The organism is Hyphomonas beringensis (assembly GCF_000682755.1).
In the GTDB taxonomy this organism is placed as follows: domain Bacteria; phylum Pseudomonadota; class Alphaproteobacteria; order Caulobacterales; family Hyphomonadaceae; genus Hyphomonas; species Hyphomonas beringensis.
The window spans coordinates 1-17108 of sequence record NZ_AWFF01000058.1 but is presented as its reverse complement, the minus strand read 5'-3'; the positions used below and the strand labels follow the sequence as shown (position 1 = coordinate 17108).

The following is a 17108-nucleotide window of genomic DNA, read 5'->3' as shown; positions in this document are numbered from 1 at the left end:
CGCCGTCACCGCCGTCACCGCCGTCACCGCCTTCATCGTCCGGGCCTACGTCGCCGGACCAGGTCGCGGGCTCGTCCTCACCGTCTTGCGATCGGATAGACGCTTCGGGAAGAACTCGGTTCGTGAAGTTCCGGTCTTCAAAATAGCGCAGCTTCTTCGCGCGAACCGGCGGCGTTCCGGACACGAGGATGAGTTCTTCATCGGCCGGGAGCTGCATCACCTCACCCGGAGTGATCAGGGCGCGCTGGGTTTCCTGGCGCGAGACCATCATATGGCTGAGCCATGGCGCCAGACGGTGGCCGGTATAGTTCTTCTGAGCGCGCAGTTCCGTCGTTGTGCCGATGGCGTCAGAAACGCGCTTGGCCGTGCGTTCGTCATTGGTGGCGAAGGCGACGCGCACATGGCAATTGTCCAGGATCGAATTGTTGGGCCCGTAGGCTCTTTCGATCTGGTTGAGCGACTGGGCGATGAGGAAGGAACGGATGCCATAACCCGCCATGAAAGCGAGCGCGCTCTCGAAAAAATCGAGCCGGCCGAGCGCAGGGAACTCATCCAGCATGAGAAGGAGTTTCCGGTGCGAGCGTTCCGGCAATGCTCCCGTGAGGCGCCGGCCGATCTGGTTGAGGATCAGCCGCATCAGCGGCTTGGTGCGAGAGAGATCTGAGGGCGGGACCACAAGATAGAGCGAAACCGGCCGCTCAGCGGCGGTCAGGTCCTCAATCCGCCAATCGGAGCTGCTTGTGACGTCGGCGATGACCGGATCGCGGTAGAGCGAGAGAAAGCTCATCGCTGTCGAGAGAACACCGGAGCGTTCGTTCTCGGATTTGTTGAGCAATTCTCGCGCGGCCTGGGCGACGATCGGGTGAACCCCGCGTTCGCCGAGATGCGGCGTCGTTATCATGGCGCGCAGGGTGGCGGCGAAGGTCCGGTCTGGATCGGCGAGCAGGCGCGCGCATCCCGCCAGCGTCTTGTCCGCTTCCGCATAAAGGACGTGGAGGATGACGCCGACAAGCAGCGAATGGCCGGTCTTCTCCCAATGGTTTCTCCGTTCGAGCGAGCCTTCCGGATCGACGAGAATGTCGGCGATATTCTGAGCGTCTCGAACTTCCTGTTCGCCGCGGCGGATCGCTGAGAGGGGGTTGTAGCGCGGGCTTCTCCGGTCTGTCGGATCGAACCGGATGCACCGGGAGAAGGTCGATCGCCAGCCGGAGGTCAGCGACCAGTTTTCCCCCTTGATGTCATGGACAACGGTGCTTCCGGTCCAGGAGAGGAGCGTCGGCAAAACCAGTCCGACGCCCTTGCCAGAACGGGTTGGCGCAAACGCCATCACATGTTCGGGTCCGTCATGGCGCAGATAGCGATTTTTATAGGCGCCGAGGAATACGCCTCTTTCGGCCAACAGCCCTCCGCGCTTCATGTCGGAACGCGTCGCCCAGCGCGCGGAGCCGTAGGTGGTGACATTGCGTTCGTGCCGGCTGCGCAGCACAGAGCCAATGATCGCGGCCAGTACGCCAAGCCCGGCGCCGCTAACGGTAATCAATCCGCCTCTGGCGAAGGTTTCGGGCGCATAGGCTTCGTACGCATACCACCATTGGAAGAGCCTCCATGGCCGGTACACGGGATAGCCGGAGAACTCGAACCAGGGCGCCCCGAGAGCCACCTGAAATCCCAACTCCTCGGCGGTCAATTGGGTGGCGGTCCAGAGTGCGCCAATGATGATGGCGAAGACGATAACGATTTGTCCAATGAGAATGCGCGTGCCGGTCATAAGTCGCTCCTGACGTCTGGTTGCAGACTTCAGGAAGGTCGGGCTGTGAGGCGGAAAAACCTAGTTGGACGGCGGACAATCCGGCGCAGCGGGCGGCAAACGTTGCAAAAGAGTGAGAAGTCAATCTGAGTCACCCGGCGGCCCAATGAGGGGGAGGGAGCACCGCCAAGGTGGTGAAGAAAAACAAAACTATAAATTGCCCAACACGGATACGTGCGTCCGTAATCAGGTGCATCTCCTCGGGCAAATCCGCTTCATCAGGAATGGAGTCCGGCTAGGTGGAGCCCGACGTGAGCCCATCGACAGTCTGCAACCGCTGGCTATTGTCAGCACAGGACTAAACGCAGGTCAGAACACGAGGCGGTGACCCGCTTGTTGAGGTCCACGCTCTCATGGAATCTGCGAAAATTGCGTATCCAGTGTGGCCGTCACCCCCTATCACAAGCCCGCAGAGTCCGTAAGCACCGTCTGGTCGGTCAGCAAGCACCCATGCGCCGGAATCCTTGTTCTTTACCATTGGTGAAAGCGCAGCGGCCAGCCTTGGTGCAAGGAGACCGCTGGCTGGCGGCTTTAATTGGAACAAATCAGAAAAGCACTGGCACTCACCTGACGGTAGCGTCATTTCATTCCAAAGGCCAAAATCGTCTGCTATTAGGTCAAGTACACCGGATGCTCCACCGGATATCTTCACGGGCTTCGGGATGCTAGCTGTGCTGAGCATCTCACCGACTGTTCCAATTCCCTCCACATATCCACTTCCCACAAATCCGCTATCGATACGGACGAGCGCTAGGTCAACAATAACGGGCTTTTGTCGAGCACACCATGGATATGAAGGACGCCCGAAAAATCTGATTGACGTGTCGGCCTTGGAATTGAGCCGAGAGAATACGTCTCTACCGATGATCGAAGCCGTTGAGCAGCGACTTGAAGCAGGAGATCGAAGTTGGTCGTCACGATGGTTTTGGCCCCACCTCGATCCGCCAGAGCCATAAGCGCCTTGTGGATTGCGGCGGGGCTTGTGGCGCCCGCCCGGATAATTGACGCGACTGTCCTCCTAACCTGACTATCGCCGCGCGTCTGATCATCTAGTCTTCGCTCAAGCATGCCGAGGACAACGTCATAGTCGCCGAGAATGAAGCGCTTCACTTCAGCCGTCTGGCGATCGGTCAGGGAATTAAAATCGCCTTCCCACCGATTGCTGGCGCCCAGCGGCACGGCAGCCAGTACAGCATGCGCCGACGTATCGAGCGCGGCATAGACATCGAGAACGAGTTGACGAAAATCGGGAAGACCTGCGGGACGAGAGATGCCCGCGCCGCAAATGAACAGGACTTCGCCGCGTGCGTGTGCAAGCAGCAGCCGCTCTGGTATGGCGGCCAATCCGTCGCCCATAGAGATGACTCGATCCGCGATGCTCACCTAGTTCTCTTATCTTGAGTCAATTTTCGATCGAAATGTCGACTACTTCGTTAGGCATGAGTCTGAGTATTGAACAAGTTTTCACCGGTGTGCTTACCTCATCACGCGCCACGATACAACGCCAGGGAAGGCGGTCTCGCATTTTTCCAACAATTCGGATGCGGTCGCCCGCATCCGCTTCAGGGCCGGAAGCACAAGTTCACCCGCACAGGGATGATCTCGGTCGAACTTTATTGAGAAGTCGGCTTTGAGCGAGTTTGTCAGCTTGAACTCGGTGTGGCTTTTGATGCCAGGGCACGGAATCTCGATCACGAAGTTCTGGCCGTCAGCGACGGACCTGACATCGTTTCCGGTGATCGTAATTGGCCTGCCTCTGATTTCTGCGCCCATACTACGGATATGCATTTCAGCGATCGCGGGAACCAAGAGGCGATGTTTGTCCATGATGTCGAGTTCGTGCAGCTCCCGAACGAGATTCCGTCCACCTCGCCAGGGCTCCAATGCATCGATGATGGCCAACGCGGATGGCGGTGCGCCCTTCATTTTTTTCGCACGTTCGCCTTCATAAGCGTTCTGATCCTTCCCGGTCGGCATACCGGAATAGTTCGGGTTCCCTGTCCCGATCGGAGGCGCCGTCAAGGCAACGGCGACGTGGTCGAAGGCGCTTCGAATGTTGTGAACGCAATCGCCTAGCGCTGCGGAGAGTTGTAGGGGCATTTGATCAGGCAGGAAGGTTATGTGGACTGTTTCACCGGACAACCCGATGAGAAACTGTTTCCCGATTGATTGCGGCAGAACCCGGATCGCGATTTCCAGTTCTTCCAGCAGGTGGTCGGCTCGCATGACCTTGAGTTGCGCTCCGCGGAACGCTGTTCGATTGTCCTGGATCAGACGTTGATAGAATTTCGGCCAGGTCTCTTTACCCATTCCGCGATACCTCAATCACGATTCATTTTCGGTCTGCGCGCGCCACAGATCGGCGTAAAGCCCGTTTCGCGCCAGGAGGTCGGCGTGCGCGCCCCGCTCGACAATTATTCCCTGGTCGAGGACGATAATTTCGTCCGCTTTCACCACGGTAGAAAGCCGGTGCGCGATGACAAGAGTGGTGACGCCGCGCGCGGCGATGGTGAGGTTTTCGACAATTTCGGCCTCGGTCCGGGAGTCCAGCGAGGATGTCGCCTCATCGGCAATGAAGAGCCGCGGCTGTTTCAACGATGCCCGGGCGATGGCGACGCGCTGCTTCTCGCCGCCGGAGAGCTTGAGGCCGCGCTCGCCCACGATCGTGTCAAATCCGTCCGGGAGCTTTGCGATGAGCGTATCGAGGTTGGCGAGGCTTGCGGCGCGCTCGATGTCTTCGCGTGCGTTGTCGTATTCCGGGAAACCGATGTTGAAGGCCAAGCTGGCGTTAAAGAGGGACGTATCCTGGGGGACGAGCGCGATCAGGCGCCGGAGGTCCGCCGGCGAATACTCGGTCAGAGGAACGCCTTCGAAGAGGATGCGGCCAGCGTCGGGTTCGTAGAACCGAAGGATCAGCCGGACGATTGAGGACTTGCCGCCGCCGGACGCCCCGACGAGCGCTGTCATCGCGCCGGGCTCGATTTCGAAGCTCAGGTCGCGCAGTACGGGCTGACCTTCAATGTAGGAGAAGGTGACATTCTCGAAGGCCACCCTCGCCGCTCCCTGGGCCCGTGCGAGGTATGCCGCGGAGTGCTCCCCATCAGACGAGACCGAAGGCTCCGGGTCCTCGTCGAGCAGATCGAGCATTCGCTCGATGAACGCCGCGCCCTGGCCCATGTCGCGGACGCCATAGCCGAGAAGTTCGAGCGGCCGAACGATCTGGAGCATGTAGGCGTTGACGAGGATGAAATCGCCGATGGTCATGGCCCCCGACTGAACGCGTGTGACAGCGAGCCAGAGCGTCGCCGCAAGTCCAGTCGCAAATATCAGCGCAACGCGAATGCCATTGACGAAACGGGCGCGGTAGAAGGCGCCCCAGCGGGTCTGCGCCTCCGCGAGCGTCTGATCATAACGGCGGGAGACCGCGGCTTCGCCGGTGAAGGATTTAACGGTCTCGAAATTGAGCAAGCCGTCGGCGAGTTGCGCGTTGGCGTCGATGCGGGCGGACGAGACGGCCCGGCTGGCTTTCAGAACTTTTCGCGCGCCATCGGCAAAGGCGAGGACATAAAACAACGCACAGGCGCCGAAGACTACGAGAAAGACCGAGTCGAGGGCGATCGCAATGATCGCCGCCATAATGACGATTTCAAGTAGACCCGGCAGCAGCGTGAACAGGGCATGCTGCATGATCAGCCGGAAGCCCTGGAGGCCATTCTCCAGCGTCTGTGCTACCGCGCCCGTCGCGCGCCCGAGGTGAAACCGCAAGGGCAGGGCCATGACATGCGAGAAGAGCTTGCGACTTAGCTTACGGGTAATGGATTGTTCGGCGCCGCCAAAGAGTAGCATCCGCAACTCGCTCGCCATTCTGCCGGCCCACTGTGCGCCGACATAAGCCGCGAGAAGTCCGAGCGGCGCGAGCGTCAGTCCGACGAATGACGCGCCCTCGCCCGACAGCGCGTCAACAAGCAGTTTGAGGGCGACGCAGGCGAGTGCCGCGACGAGCTTGCGCATATCGGCGCCAGTGAGCTCGGGGCGGATGACAGCTAGCGCACGGATACCCATGGGCCCCAGCTTGCGTTGTGCTCGATCCGAAAGCGTCAGTCCTCTCCTTCTCCAGGAAAGGATTGTCTTACACCGAAGGTTTACTGTAAAGGACGCGTATAAGGTGAATGTTTTCCTACCGCATTGCTTCGCTTAGGCGAACACTGAAGCATGCGGTAGTCGGCATTCATTATAGAGAGGAAATCATGCTTCGCCCCGCCCCGCAGGACCTCCCTGCAAGCCTCTCCGCCTTTATTGACTATCGCAAGTCTGGACTAAGTTTGAATCACGTCGTCGGCTGTCCACTCGATTGCGGCTACTGTGTGCGCCACCTATTCAATAACTACGATATGAAAAAGCCCCACAGAATCGTTCCAACAAGCGATGCTGTGGAACAGCTCGTCCATCACTGGGCGTTCCAAGCCCATAATACGCCGATCCAGATCTTCAATCGCGCCACAGACCCCTTTCTCCCAAAGGTAAAAGAAGAACTCTTCGAGACACTCGAAGCCTTAGACCTAAGGGGGCTAGCCAACCTGGTTCTTATAATCACCCGTTGGCACGTAACGCGAGACGACGTCGTTCGGCTCGATCAACTCCAACATCTTCGCGTAACAATACTCTGCACCTGGTCTGGGATTGAGGATGACCGTCTTGAACCGGTAGATCAGTCAATCGCCGCGAAATCGCTCGAAACCCTGTTCGAGCAAAGCCGTCGCACTCGGTGCGTACTCTATTGGCGACCGCTCATTCTCGGGATCAATGATACCGACGCGCACATTGAAAAGGCAGCCCAACTGAGCAATATCGCCCATGCGACCGCCTTCACGGGCCTTTTCCTGCGAGAGGAAATCCGTGCTCACCTGCGAGGGCTCGGATTGGAAGATGTCTATGCGGACGTCGCGAGACGAAAGGTCATGCCGCAAGAATTGGAGCGGCGCATACTTTCGCGCTCCAAAGCCAGCAAGCTCTTTCGAAAAACTTCCTGCGCTGTGGCTCATGCTTGGTCGACACACGACTATAACGGCCATGTCGGTCTGCCGGACCTCTGCGACATTTGCCCGCCCGAGCAGGTCCGCCGCTGCAAAGCTGTCTTTGTAAGACCGAAACTGGAAGAAGTTCTTCGGTTAGCCTCCATAGCCGGCCTCGACGTCGAAGCTGTTACAGTGGAAGGTGATCGCATTTTCGTTTCAAATAGCAGCGAGGAGCAGCGCTATTTTCTTCAGCATTCGCTGAACTTCCAGGTTCACGACCGCGCTCACCCCCACAGGCCCGGTCGCCATGGTCGCGCTGAAATCGGATGGACGACATGATCGAGCGCATATGGGCAGTGGATGTGGAAGGGAACGGCGGCTCGCCGCCTGAAATCGTTGAAGTCGCTATCGTGGAACTCAAAGACCTCGAACTCACGGGCAGGTCATTATCCTGGCGTGTCAAACCCATCGAGCCCATCAAGCCCGCGGTGACGCGGATCCATGGCATCACCAATGAGGACGTAGCCAGCGCTCCGTCCATTGAGGACATCGAAGATGGCGTGCGCACCTGGATCGACGATCTTCCTATTGTCGGTCACAACGTAAAGGTCGAGGTGGATGCGCTCACACGCGCATTTCCTGAGTGGTCGCCCGTAGCTGCCTATGACACGCTAGCACTGGCACGGTCGCTTCATCCGGAATTGGAGTCACATGCCCTCGGCAAGCTCGGCGGGCATTTTAATCTGACAGGCCGCGCGGCCAACATATCTGGTGGGAGCGACCATGAGGCGGGATATGACGCAGCGCTTTGTGCGCTTTTGCTGAAGGCGTTGCTGGAAAGTATCCCGCCGGCGCAGCGCTTTAGCGCGCTTCAGTCCTGTCTTTACCGTCCTCCAGTCAGTCAGGGGGATCTCTTTTGAAACGGCCGATCCGAATAGCAATTGCCGGCGCGCACTCAACCGGCAAATCGAGCTTTCTTGACGAAGTAGAGCATCCGCTTAAAGGGGCAGGGTTGAAGGTCGGACGAGTCGCCGACCTTGCCCGGCAGGCCCGCGCTCTCGGCTTTCCGATTCTCCGAGATCACACTATCGACAGCACACTCTGGATAATTGCCGAGGGCTTGCGTCAAGAGGCCGAGGCTGCTCTCGCGACCGACGTGCTACTGATTGATCGTCCGCCAATTGATGCTCTCGGGTACTATGACGCTGCGATTTCTTCTACGGGACGGTTAGCCGATGAGGATGGGCGTTCGGCACTGTTAACGCTTGCCCGATGGCACCTTCGTCAGTGCGATATAGTCTATTTGACTGAGCTGAACCCAGACATTCCTCTCGGGCCGGGACGCGATACCGATAGCACCTTCAGGCAAGAAGCGGCGCGCGCGATTTCTGAATTAATGAATACTGCCGGTATACCCATTCGACCGCTAACCTCGACCAATCGCAAAGTCGAGCTGGAATGGGTCGCTGCGACGCTCAGGTAGCAACAGATTTGGATCAGCTGTTACGTCCATTGCAGCTCCGCAGCTATCTCGTAGCATAGCGGCTTGCGCTTGCGTGAGAGCGGTCTGCGTTTGCCGGCGGGAACGGAATGGCTGGCGCCATCGGCATTATCATGGGTCGGATCGTTAGCCTTGGCGGCGCTGTCGGCGTCGTCCAACATCGTCATTGGTGTTTCTATTCAACCGGCTTGATCAGCTCTTCGCCCTGGTTCCTGACATTGCCGACGTCCTTGCTGACCTTCCAGGCATGCATATCCTCCGCATCATGTGGTTCGATCATCTCGGCTCGGATTTCGGGCGAGCCCCTGAGCCAGTCCGAAATCTGGTCCTGGCGTGGGATCGCTGGCATCCGTTTGTGGATGTCCGCCATTAGTTTGTTGGGCGTTGTCGTCAGGATCGTGAAGCTGTCGACGGTCTCGCCATCGATCGTAGCCCGATCCCAAAGGCCTGCGGTGAAGAACACACGCCGGTTCCTGAGGCCTATGGCGTAGGGCTGCTTGGCGCCGGCTTTGCCCTTCCATTCGTAGAACCCGCTCATAGGCACGAGGCAGGGGCGGTCCTTCCATGAGGCCCGGAAGGTCGCCTTCTCCGCGACGTCCTCGCCCTTGGCGTTGAAGGTAGAGAACTTCTTTTCGGCAAGCGGCTTTTTCCACCATCGAGGCACGAGCCCCCAAGTGGCATGTGCGAGTTCGGGCTTGTCGCCGCCTTCAGTCATCCGGACAATCGGCGCTTTCTGCGTGGGCGCGACATTGAACGCCGCGCGCGTCTTGGAAATGTCCTCGGCATTGATCATGTCGAGATAGGCGCGATAGTCCTCCCAGCTCAGGCCATAGATGAAAAATCGTCCGCACATGCGAGCTATGTAGCATCTTTACGGGGGTGCGTCTTCGCCCTCCGTCCGAAGATCGCTGGGGCCTGCCGTAGGGATGGCGCTAAAAAACCTCTCAACCAGACGGGAATGTCGTGTATAGTTTAAATAGTCCAAGAGTGTTCATAAACATCAATGTTGGCGCCCTGCAGGTTCAGCCTAAGGGCTATCCGGAATATTCAAGGGGGACTTAAATATGCCGAGAGTGGTTTACGGAGATCAGCCTGAGACAATTCTTTATGCGGGCAAAAGCAGAAACGCGCGGAAGAAGAACCATGTTCTCCTCGGCACCTACCTCATTGTCTGGGAGGATGATGGAGACTGGCTGCGGGTATCGACACGATCCGCAGGCCCCGGCGGCTGGGTGCACAAGGATGACGTGCGGGACAATCCTGGACTGAAGATATTTTACGTCGATGTCGGTCAGGGAGACGGCGGCATCATAGAATCGCCCGAGGGGCTTATGCTTGTCGATGGCGGGCCGGGAAGCCAGTATTATCGGTTCATGAAATCGCGCTACAAGCGCATCATCGAAGAGGAGGGCTCTGTCAAGATCAAGGCGATGGTGATCAGTCATCCGGACCAGGATCACTATGAAGGTTTTATCTCTGTTTTGAACGATCCTGCCTTCGAAGTGGAGACAATCTATCACAATGGAATTTTGCGGTACCCTTCAAACAATCTCCCCTCTCATCTCGGCTTCGATCTCGGAGAGTTGAAGACGCGGACGGTCGCCGGCCAGAAAGAGATCGTCCTTGTTGAAACCATCGACACGATCGAAGACGCGCGCGCGATGATGGCGACAGGCCACTTCGACACCAAAAAGGGAAATCCGACTACCTATCGAAAATTTTGGGATGCCGCGATTCAGGCGCATGACGCGGGGCGGGTGGGGTTCGCAAAGCGCCTGACGATACGTGACAAATCCTTGCCAGGGTTTGCGAGCAAATCGAAGGATAAGCTTTACGTTGAAGTGCTCGGACCCATTCCAACGAAAATGTCGGGAAGTGTCGAGTATGTGACCTTTCCGGATTCGGAAGACATTGTCGTGAGGAGAAAGGACCCGGCGGACGCATCGGAAATACCTTCTCCCAGCTCCTCTCATACCCGGAACGGTCACTCAATCGTTCTGAAATTATACTACGGGGATCACACGTTCCTTTTCGGGGGCGATCTCAATATTCCCGCTCAGCTCCATTTGCTGAAGCATTTCGGCGACGACAATCCGTTTGCGTGCGATGTCTCCAAAGCCTGTCATCACGGATCGTCGGATTTTCATGTAGGCTTTCTGAAGAAGATCAAGCCGAGCGCGAATGTCATTTCGTCTGGCGACAATAAGAGCTTCGATCACCCCGTCGCCGATGCGGTCGGCGCGTTGTGCCGGCACACAAGCGGTGATTTTCCGCTTTTCTTTTCGACAGAGCTCGCCCGCGCCGTGAGCAGCGAAAACATCCACTACGGCCTTATTAATGCGCGCTCCAACGGCGAGGTGCTGGCGATGGCGCAGATGAAGGAACAGCACAAAAACAAACCGGACATCTGGGACTCCTTCACGGTCCCCTGGAAAGGCAGGTTCCATGAAGTGCTCAAGGATGAGGAGGAGACGGAGAGGCTGGCATAAAGTGGAGGGTGGGTCGCCGCCTGCGGACGTGAGGCAATTTGCAGGCAGATCTTCCTTGAGACATCCGGCTCAAGAAGCGTCCGCAGCGTCCTTCTCCTCTGGCGGCGTTTCGCTCTGGTGTTTTCGATAGATCTCGACGATTTCTGCGCGTTTCGCCCTCGCGGAATAGCCCCAGCCATCGACGAGGGTTGTTCCCTTCTCTTCGTTGAAGACCCTCAGCTGATTGACGGCGTCAAACGCGGTTTTTTCGTCTGCGGAGCCTTGAAGGTTTAAATCCTGATTTGCGTTTTCAAACCATTTTCTGAACAGAGGCTCGGGCCACAGTCCGCCTTCCATTTTATTGAACGGCTCAAAGAATGCGGTTGCGAAGAGCGCCGTAACGCCGCCGCCGAGAAAATCCGTCAAAAGTTTCGCATCCGGTCTGTCAGAGAACATTCCGGACACGGCAATCGAAATCAAGATCGATAAGCGTCCGACCAGCGACGCCAGTAAAATGTATCCGACATACCAGCTTTGCAGCAGCAGGTTGGAGAGTGTCGGTCTCTTGGCCATGGTTCGGTGCGCGACAATGATCGGGAACAGCGTTGCCGCGCAGAGGGCGACATGCGCCCATAGAGGCACACAGAGGTGCGAAATGATTGCCAATGCGATGGCAAGGAACGCGATGACGGCCTTGATCGACATCTTCGCTACCCTGGCCTCATCGTGTGAAACGGACTGTGCCCGCACCGCATGACAACTCTGCCATCGGTTAGCTGGTGAGGCTGGTAAGTGGATTTCGGCGTAGCTTCAAAACAATGTGTTGCAGTAATTTGGGCGACAATATTCTGAATCTTCCCGAAGATTTCGCGTTGCAACGCCTGACCGCGTCGGCGCGTAATTTTCTTGCCCGCTGCAATGCGTTGCACATTCTGAGCAATTCGTTCGCTTCTACGAAGAAGCTTTTCGAGGTCGTCTGCTATCTTCGGGTCGATACCTTTGACGTCTTTCACGCGCATCGCTGCTTCCCCCAATAATGATTTACACAGATTGTGCCTTTGATTGCTTTTTGTCTAGGTGAGGTCTTCCCTTGGTTGCAAATCCAAGCCGTCTTGTGCAGGAGCGAATTTGCGATGGGGCGGAACAATGCGGACTCCCGATGGGCGATTTCACACCGCCCCCCTTTTAATCCCGTGAGAGCACCCATGGTTCGCGGACAGCGCCGATGACCGCCTCAAAGCCGTCGCCCGTCTGAAATCCGAGATCGAGGACATGAGCGAAGCGGCGAGCATCGACACTGGTCGGTTCGGTAAGTTGCGCGCCGTCGGTGATCCGATGAAAGAGCGGGGTTAGAGCCGGCAAGGCGAGACGGGAATCTGACGCTTTCGCAATGACCGTATCCGGTCCGAAGCTGAAACTTTCAAGATATCCGCACATGATCTTCTCACGATGCGCCCAGAGACCCATATGCCGGTCCATGTCGGGCCTCGGCGCGGTACTGTCGACATTCAGGTGATGGATGTCGTCCGTGAAAAGATAGAGGACATTGATCGCCGTAACGGCCCGCGCGACAAAGGTGAGGTATTCGAGCAGCTTCTCGTAGCCAAAATCCGCTGCATAGGAGGCTATGCAGCAATTCAGTGCAAACAGGTCGGCTTCAGCTTCATCCATCAGTGCACGCACTAGAGCGGCTTCGATTGCAGGGGCCGCATCGGCCAGGTATTCCTCGACGACATCCCTGACGAAGGGATAAAAGCGCCTGTCTTTTGCGGCCACATGTCCAAGCTCGTGGTGCAGCATAAAGTCAGCGGTCAGTTGGGAGATTGCGCGGGAAGCGGCCTTCAAGGTCTCGTCCTCATTCCTGCGCAGGAGTGGGCCTCGCCAATGAGGTTCAAATTGGCCGACCGTCTCCAGATAGAGAACGCGGGCAAGTGATGACGGCGCTAGCCTGTAGAGCTGTTCGGCAACAAACTTCTTGGCGAGAGATCCGGCATAGCTCAGCAGATCGAATTTCGCGTCACTCGCTGCAACAAGGGCCCCAACGGCGATATTGTCGACAAATGACAAGAGATAGCTGTTCTGAATGACGAGAACGAAATCGCGGTATTCTATACAGAACTGGCGCGTTCTGTCGGAATAGCAAGACACGACGAACACAGGCCGGTCCACCTTATCGATGGCGGGTGAGGGATCGAAGTCGTGTATCCCCATAATTGTGCCGAGCGCTGGATTGCCGATGGCGGCTTTAAACGCGCGCGTTTCCCTAACGCTCATCGAGCCGGTCCAGGATGTCTTCAATCAGCTTTTGGACTGCGGCGGCGTCTTCTGCGCGCATTGACCCGATTTGGACGGTATCCCTCGTAATCTTGACGCCCGTCACCCGGCTTGCCTGGAAAATGCGAGCTAAGAGTTGGCGCAACGCGGCGATGGCGGGTTTGGAGTTTTCTGCGATCAATTGAAGGACGCGTTCCGCGCCCAGACCCGCGCCGCTTCCTACATCAACGAGTTCGTCTTCGAGCGAAGCGGCCAGGTTCTCCACGTCAAAATCACCGGACAATTCAATGACCAGCGTTTCATGTTCTTCAGCCATACGGCACCCCCGTTTAGTACTCTTGTACGAGATGAGTGACCGATGGGTGCATCAGAATCAAGCGCCGGCGTTTGGAGGGCACTGAAAAAAGCCCGGCTATCCTCCGAGCATCCTTGCTTGCTCTTTTGTTTCAAGTGCGTGGGCGCTTGAACGCCGTTGATGTCGAGATGGGCTATGTCTGATGCCCGGTAGACACCACCCGGCCGAATGGCTGCTGCCGTATGGTCAGCAATCCGTGGTCTTCGGCGGGGTGGCCGTCCGTTTTCCGCCCGCGAGCGGCGGTCCGGCTTCCGCAAAGCTGCTACGATACGTTGCCGTATCGTTAGCGAGATGTGCAGCTTGCGCGACAATTAATTTTTGGTCGTTCCCCGTGTTTTTTTGACCTGAGCGGGGCGGTTTGCGGAAGCGGTCAACAACGTTCTTTCCAATCGAACGAATGCAATCGTGAGTTCGCGAACTTGAACGGCTTCTTCCTCGGTGATGGAGGGATCAGATGCAGAGCCATGACCGGCAAGCGGTTCAATATTTCGCCGTTTGAATATGGCCTCGATCGTATCCAACAGCGGGGCAGCAAGCGTCGAGCGCTTCCGATAAAGACTGAACCAACCGCCTAGACTCTTATTTTGGATAGTGGGTTCGGAGACGACTTGTTTGGCTACCGTCTCAAATATTGAAGCGCTCGTATGTAGCACGAGAGACCAATCCCGATCCTGCATTGCGCGATCCATGCGCTCGACCAGTTTTCGGACGTTTACATGTTCGCCTGGGGCCAGAGAAGCTTCTGGCAATTTCGCAACGTCTATGACCTCAACTGCGGCTCCGCCATCGCTCGTGCTGATCCGAATTCCACTGCGATCAGCCTCCAGAACCGCATTTACGTCCTCAATCAGAATGCAACCGGCATCTACCAGATCGACCAGTATCTCTACAAGCTCAGCGGTCTCTGGCCGTCTCAGTACAAGTTCTAACTCGCCATTGTGCCATGCATATTCTGCTGGCTCATAATCCCAGTCGCTAAGCTCAAGGGTATAGATTGGCCTTCCGAGGACGGCATTTGCGAGATTCACGATCCGGTTTATGTGAATTAGATCGATCATCGGAGATTCTTCTGTTTGGTGTCTTCCGGCGCGTGGTCGCAGCAGGCGAGTAAGCCGAAGTCGGGCCTGGCTGGAGACGACCTCAAGTTCTACTTTTTCTTTCTGTCTAGCGCTCAGAATCGCACCAGGCACTTTCGTTGTTTTCTTCGCAGCCATAAAAGGTCCCTCGTGTTCTGTTTACAGGCAGGCTTGCTTATAGGCCTATCCCTTTCGGCGGGATTCCCGCACTCAAACTTCTTCATTTGCGCACAATGCCTATATTCGGCAGCGGATGTTACATCGCTTCTTCGTCTTGGGACCTGTCTTTGAGCGAGCGCTTGGGGTGATTCCCAACATCTTGCGCCAATGGAAATCCTGTTTGTAAGACTGCTTCTTCGCCCGTTCTCGGGGATGAGCCGGATATTACCGGATCAGGTCTTCTCGAAGCGATAAACGACTGGGAGGGCGTTGGTTGCGGCTGATGAAGTATTCCAGCTCTTTTTCGCGTTCAACTATCCAATCCGGGAAGGTAATATTGTGCGCTGGCACGAAGTATGCGGCCGTCGCCCATCTGTCGTTCGCATCGGTTAGCGCATTGAGCTGATCCACATTCATGAGAACTGAATCAAACCGAATGTCGCTGACGCTTTGCTCGTTGAGGATCGACAATAACGCAACTTCAACTTTCTCCAAAAACGCCTCAAATGACGCCTGTTCGAGCGCACACGACAACGCAATTCGATCTATGAATGTGTCTTCCAAATAGCGGATAATCGGCGGCCATCCCTGTTGATAGCCCCACCAGATCGCTGGCGTCGGCATCTCGGCGCCACGAGTTTCAGGATGATCGTGCAGTCGAGCAATCGAGAGATCTGCAACCTCGAAAAACTCCGTGGTCAGCCAGATATGATGATCGTCTCCCCAAAAGCCAGTCCAGCCAAGAAAACGTCCGTCCGGTGCGATCTTTGGAAAACACGCCGCTCCTAAAGTGAGCCGGCTCTGCACACCCAGTAGGCTCAACAAACGCTGAGCTGCGCCCGCTGTTTGGGCGCACTTCATCGCGTAGTCGGCGCCATAGTGCTCCAAAGCCACTTGATCGACGGTGTGAAAGACAAGACGCCGCAAAAAAGGTGTTGTTGATTGGTTGCTTCGTGATTTCTCGCGTTGCTTTTTAAGGAAACCGGCCTTGATCATAAATCTGGGAACTCCGGCTACTCGTCAGGCTCGTCGTTGTGTGTGGCCCTGCCATGCAGTAATTTGCGTCGCTCTTCAGTCGCGAGTTGCATTCGCACGTTGTCTTTCGCAATCTGATCCGCGGCAAACTCCATCGCAGGCTCAACGCTCTTCCATAATTTCACTGATGCAGCTTTCGCCCGGCTTTGCATACGGGGATCCATGATGGCGTAAATCGCCAGCCCGCCGAATAGGAGTTTCACCAAATCTGGAGTTTGAGACCAAACGCGAGCAATAATTTTTCCGCCCTCGACCAAACCCGCAATCGAAACGATCCCGACGCCCGAAACGGCAATGCGCACGCCCAACAATTCCTGCATGATAGCCGCATAAGCTTTGACTGGCCCGAGCGAGTCTCCGCTCATCTTTTTCAAACCAATTCTATTGAAATGCTTGTCCTCTGTCAGAATGCCGATCGCCCCGATCGCTTCCATCAGTTGGAAATACGGAACGTCCTTCGGATCTTCGATAACAGGATGACCCGGGACCGCCTGGTCGAAACGGTCATCAATGATGAGGCACTCCTGATAGGCAGCCCATTCCGCCCGTAGCTTTTCGGCTGGCGCCTGGTTTCGCGCAAAACGCTGCAATGCATCGGAGTTCACTTCGTTGACGCCGTGGATGGGGATGTAGACTTCCAAAACACCTGATCGAACCAGACATTCCGTCAAGGTTGGCTGACTCCAACTTCGATATCTCGCCAGCAAATCCCGGAATACCTTGTTTGCGTCGATGACGACTCGAAATGTATGCAGTCCGCCAACTAGCCGGGCGATATCCGGATATGCCTGCAGTACGCCCTGGAGCTGAGCCAGCGTTTCTGGGTCAAACGACACGAAATCAACTTCACTGTCTTCGTTCACGATCAAAGTCCTGCACAGGGAATCATTCACCATAAAAGTTTAGCTCCAGCACTATACATCACTCTTATCAGGTTCTTCCTATGTGTCGGCCGACTTCACGCACTATCAGCCGGCCAGGGCGCTATCTGCTTCGTCGTGGACAAACGCGACCTCATAGCTGCGTGCTTCGTTCGCCGACATGCGCTCATCGAGGAGCGCCTGCTTCCGGTGTGCGGCGATGAGTTCCGCCATCTCGCGCGCCTGTCGTTTAGCCTCCTCGCGCGACAGCTCAAAAAATTACAGGCATCGAGCGCGATGTCGAACGAGGCTTCGAACGCGCCACCTTCGACGATCCCGGTTTCAAGCACGCGCTGGTCGGACGGAGACGGGGTGATGTCGAAGGCTGGCGAGAGGCGCCAGCGGTCGCCGCCGGCATAGAGGAAGCCTGCCATCACGCATCGTCGGATTTCCATGTAGGCTTCCTGAAGAAGATAACGCCGAGTGCGCACGTCATTTCGTCCGGCGACAATAACAGCTTCGATCATCCCGTCGCCGATGCGGTCGGCGCGTTGTGCC

The 17108-nt window shown here is 56.7% G+C and carries 17 protein-coding genes and 1 pseudogene; 4 read left to right on the top strand and 14 right to left on the bottom strand.

Annotated features, from left to right (window positions below; genetic code table 11):
• From HY29_RS13900 to HY29_RS13885, 4 genes are all read right to left on the bottom strand, one after another.
• On the bottom strand, positions 1–1768 hold a 1768-nt coding region (locus HY29_RS13900; RefSeq protein WP_081811411.1), incomplete at its 3' end, for a conjugal transfer protein TraG.
• 789 nt (positions 1769–2557) lie between these two features.
• A complete protein-coding gene (locus HY29_RS13895; protein ID WP_034797972.1) occupies positions 2558–3190 on the bottom strand; it encodes an SIR2 family protein in 633 nt (210 codons plus the stop codon).
• Positions 3191–3283: 93 nt separating this feature from the next.
• The gene (locus HY29_RS13890) at positions 3284–4117 is read right to left on the bottom strand and encodes a hypothetical protein (protein ID WP_034797970.1); all 834 of its coding nucleotides are present in this window, start codon (positions 4115–4117) and stop codon (positions 3284–3286) included.
• A gap of 15 nt (positions 4118–4132) precedes the next feature.
• Complete coding sequence (locus HY29_RS13885) at positions 4133–5869, bottom strand: ATP-binding cassette domain-containing protein (RefSeq protein ID WP_051601549.1); 1737 nt, start codon at positions 5867–5869, stop codon at positions 4133–4135.
• A 107-nt stretch (positions 5870–5976) separates the two neighbouring features.
• Between HY29_RS13885 and HY29_RS13880 the strand changes: the two genes are divergently transcribed.
• The 3 genes from HY29_RS13880 to HY29_RS13870 are packed head-to-tail and all read left to right on the top strand — an operon-like array spanning position 5977 to position 8305.
• Positions 5977–7161, top strand: a complete 1185-nt coding sequence (locus HY29_RS13880; protein WP_206741973.1) for a hypothetical protein — start codon at positions 5977–5979, stop codon at positions 7159–7161.
• Positions 7149–7742 (top strand): 3'-5' exonuclease, encoded by a 594-nt coding sequence (locus HY29_RS13875; RefSeq protein ID WP_155838341.1) that lies wholly within the window; start codon positions 7149–7151, stop codon positions 7740–7742. The genes HY29_RS13880 and HY29_RS13875 overlap by 13 nt, the downstream gene beginning before the upstream one ends.
• Positions 7739–8305 carry an AAA family ATPase gene (locus HY29_RS13870; protein ID WP_034797968.1) on the top strand — a complete coding sequence of 189 codons (567 nt, stop codon included), beginning with the start codon at positions 7739–7741 and terminating at the stop codon, positions 8303–8305. Before HY29_RS13875 ends, HY29_RS13870 begins: the two co-directional genes overlap by 4 nt.
• A 20-nt stretch (positions 8306–8325) precedes the next feature.
• Here HY29_RS13870 and HY29_RS19225 read toward each other — a convergent pair whose 3' ends face one another.
• On the bottom strand, positions 8326–8490 hold the full coding sequence (locus tag HY29_RS19225) for a hypothetical protein (RefSeq protein ID WP_155838340.1): 165 nt from the start codon (positions 8488–8490) through the stop codon (positions 8326–8328).
• 8 nt (positions 8491–8498) lie between these two features.
• On the bottom strand, positions 8499–9176 hold the full coding sequence (locus HY29_RS13865; protein WP_034797966.1) for an SOS response-associated peptidase: 678 nt from the start codon (positions 9174–9176) through the stop codon (positions 8499–8501).
• 220 nt (positions 9177–9396) lie between these two features.
• Here HY29_RS13865 and HY29_RS13860 point away from each other — a divergent pair, with 220 nt between their 5' ends.
• Positions 9397–10812, top strand: coding sequence for a ComEC/Rec2 family competence protein (locus tag HY29_RS13860; protein WP_155838339.1), 1416 nt, complete (start codon positions 9397–9399; stop codon positions 10810–10812).
• 69 nt (positions 10813–10881) lie between these two features.
• On the opposite strand, the gene HY29_RS13855 is transcribed toward HY29_RS13860, so the two are convergent.
• The 8 genes and pseudogenes from HY29_RS13855 to HY29_RS19610 all read right to left on the bottom strand — a co-directional run.
• Positions 10882–11496 (bottom strand): hypothetical protein, encoded by a 615-nt coding sequence (locus tag HY29_RS13855; RefSeq protein ID WP_034797962.1) that lies wholly within the window; start codon positions 11494–11496, stop codon positions 10882–10884.
• Between the two features lie 5 nt (positions 11497–11501).
• The gene (locus tag HY29_RS19220; RefSeq protein ID WP_155838338.1) at positions 11502–11810 is read right to left on the bottom strand and encodes a hypothetical protein; all 309 of its coding nucleotides are present in this window, start codon (positions 11808–11810) and stop codon (positions 11502–11504) included.
• Positions 11811–11976: 166 nt separating this feature from the next.
• A complete protein-coding gene (locus tag HY29_RS13845; RefSeq protein WP_034797958.1) occupies positions 11977–13065 on the bottom strand; it encodes a hypothetical protein in 1089 nt (362 codons plus the stop codon).
• Entirely contained in the window at positions 13055–13381 is a 327-nt protein-coding gene (locus tag HY29_RS13840; protein WP_034797956.1) for a hypothetical protein, read from the bottom strand. The genes HY29_RS13845 and HY29_RS13840 overlap by 11 nt, the downstream gene beginning before the upstream one ends.
• 350 nt (positions 13382–13731) lie before the next feature.
• Positions 13732–14634, bottom strand: coding sequence for a hypothetical protein (locus tag HY29_RS13835; RefSeq protein WP_155838337.1), 903 nt, complete (start codon positions 14632–14634; stop codon positions 13732–13734).
• A gap of 246 nt (positions 14635–14880) precedes the next feature.
• Complete coding sequence (locus tag HY29_RS13830; RefSeq protein ID WP_034797953.1) at positions 14881–15651, bottom strand: hypothetical protein; 771 nt, start codon at positions 15649–15651, stop codon at positions 14881–14883.
• Between the two features lie 17 nt (positions 15652–15668).
• Positions 15669–16553, bottom strand: coding sequence for a PIN domain-containing protein (locus HY29_RS13825; protein ID WP_162176730.1), 885 nt, complete (start codon positions 16551–16553; stop codon positions 15669–15671).
• A 95-nt stretch (positions 16554–16648) separates the two neighbouring features.
• A pseudogene (locus HY29_RS19610) lies at positions 16649–17108 on the bottom strand (hypothetical protein); the annotation flags it as partial.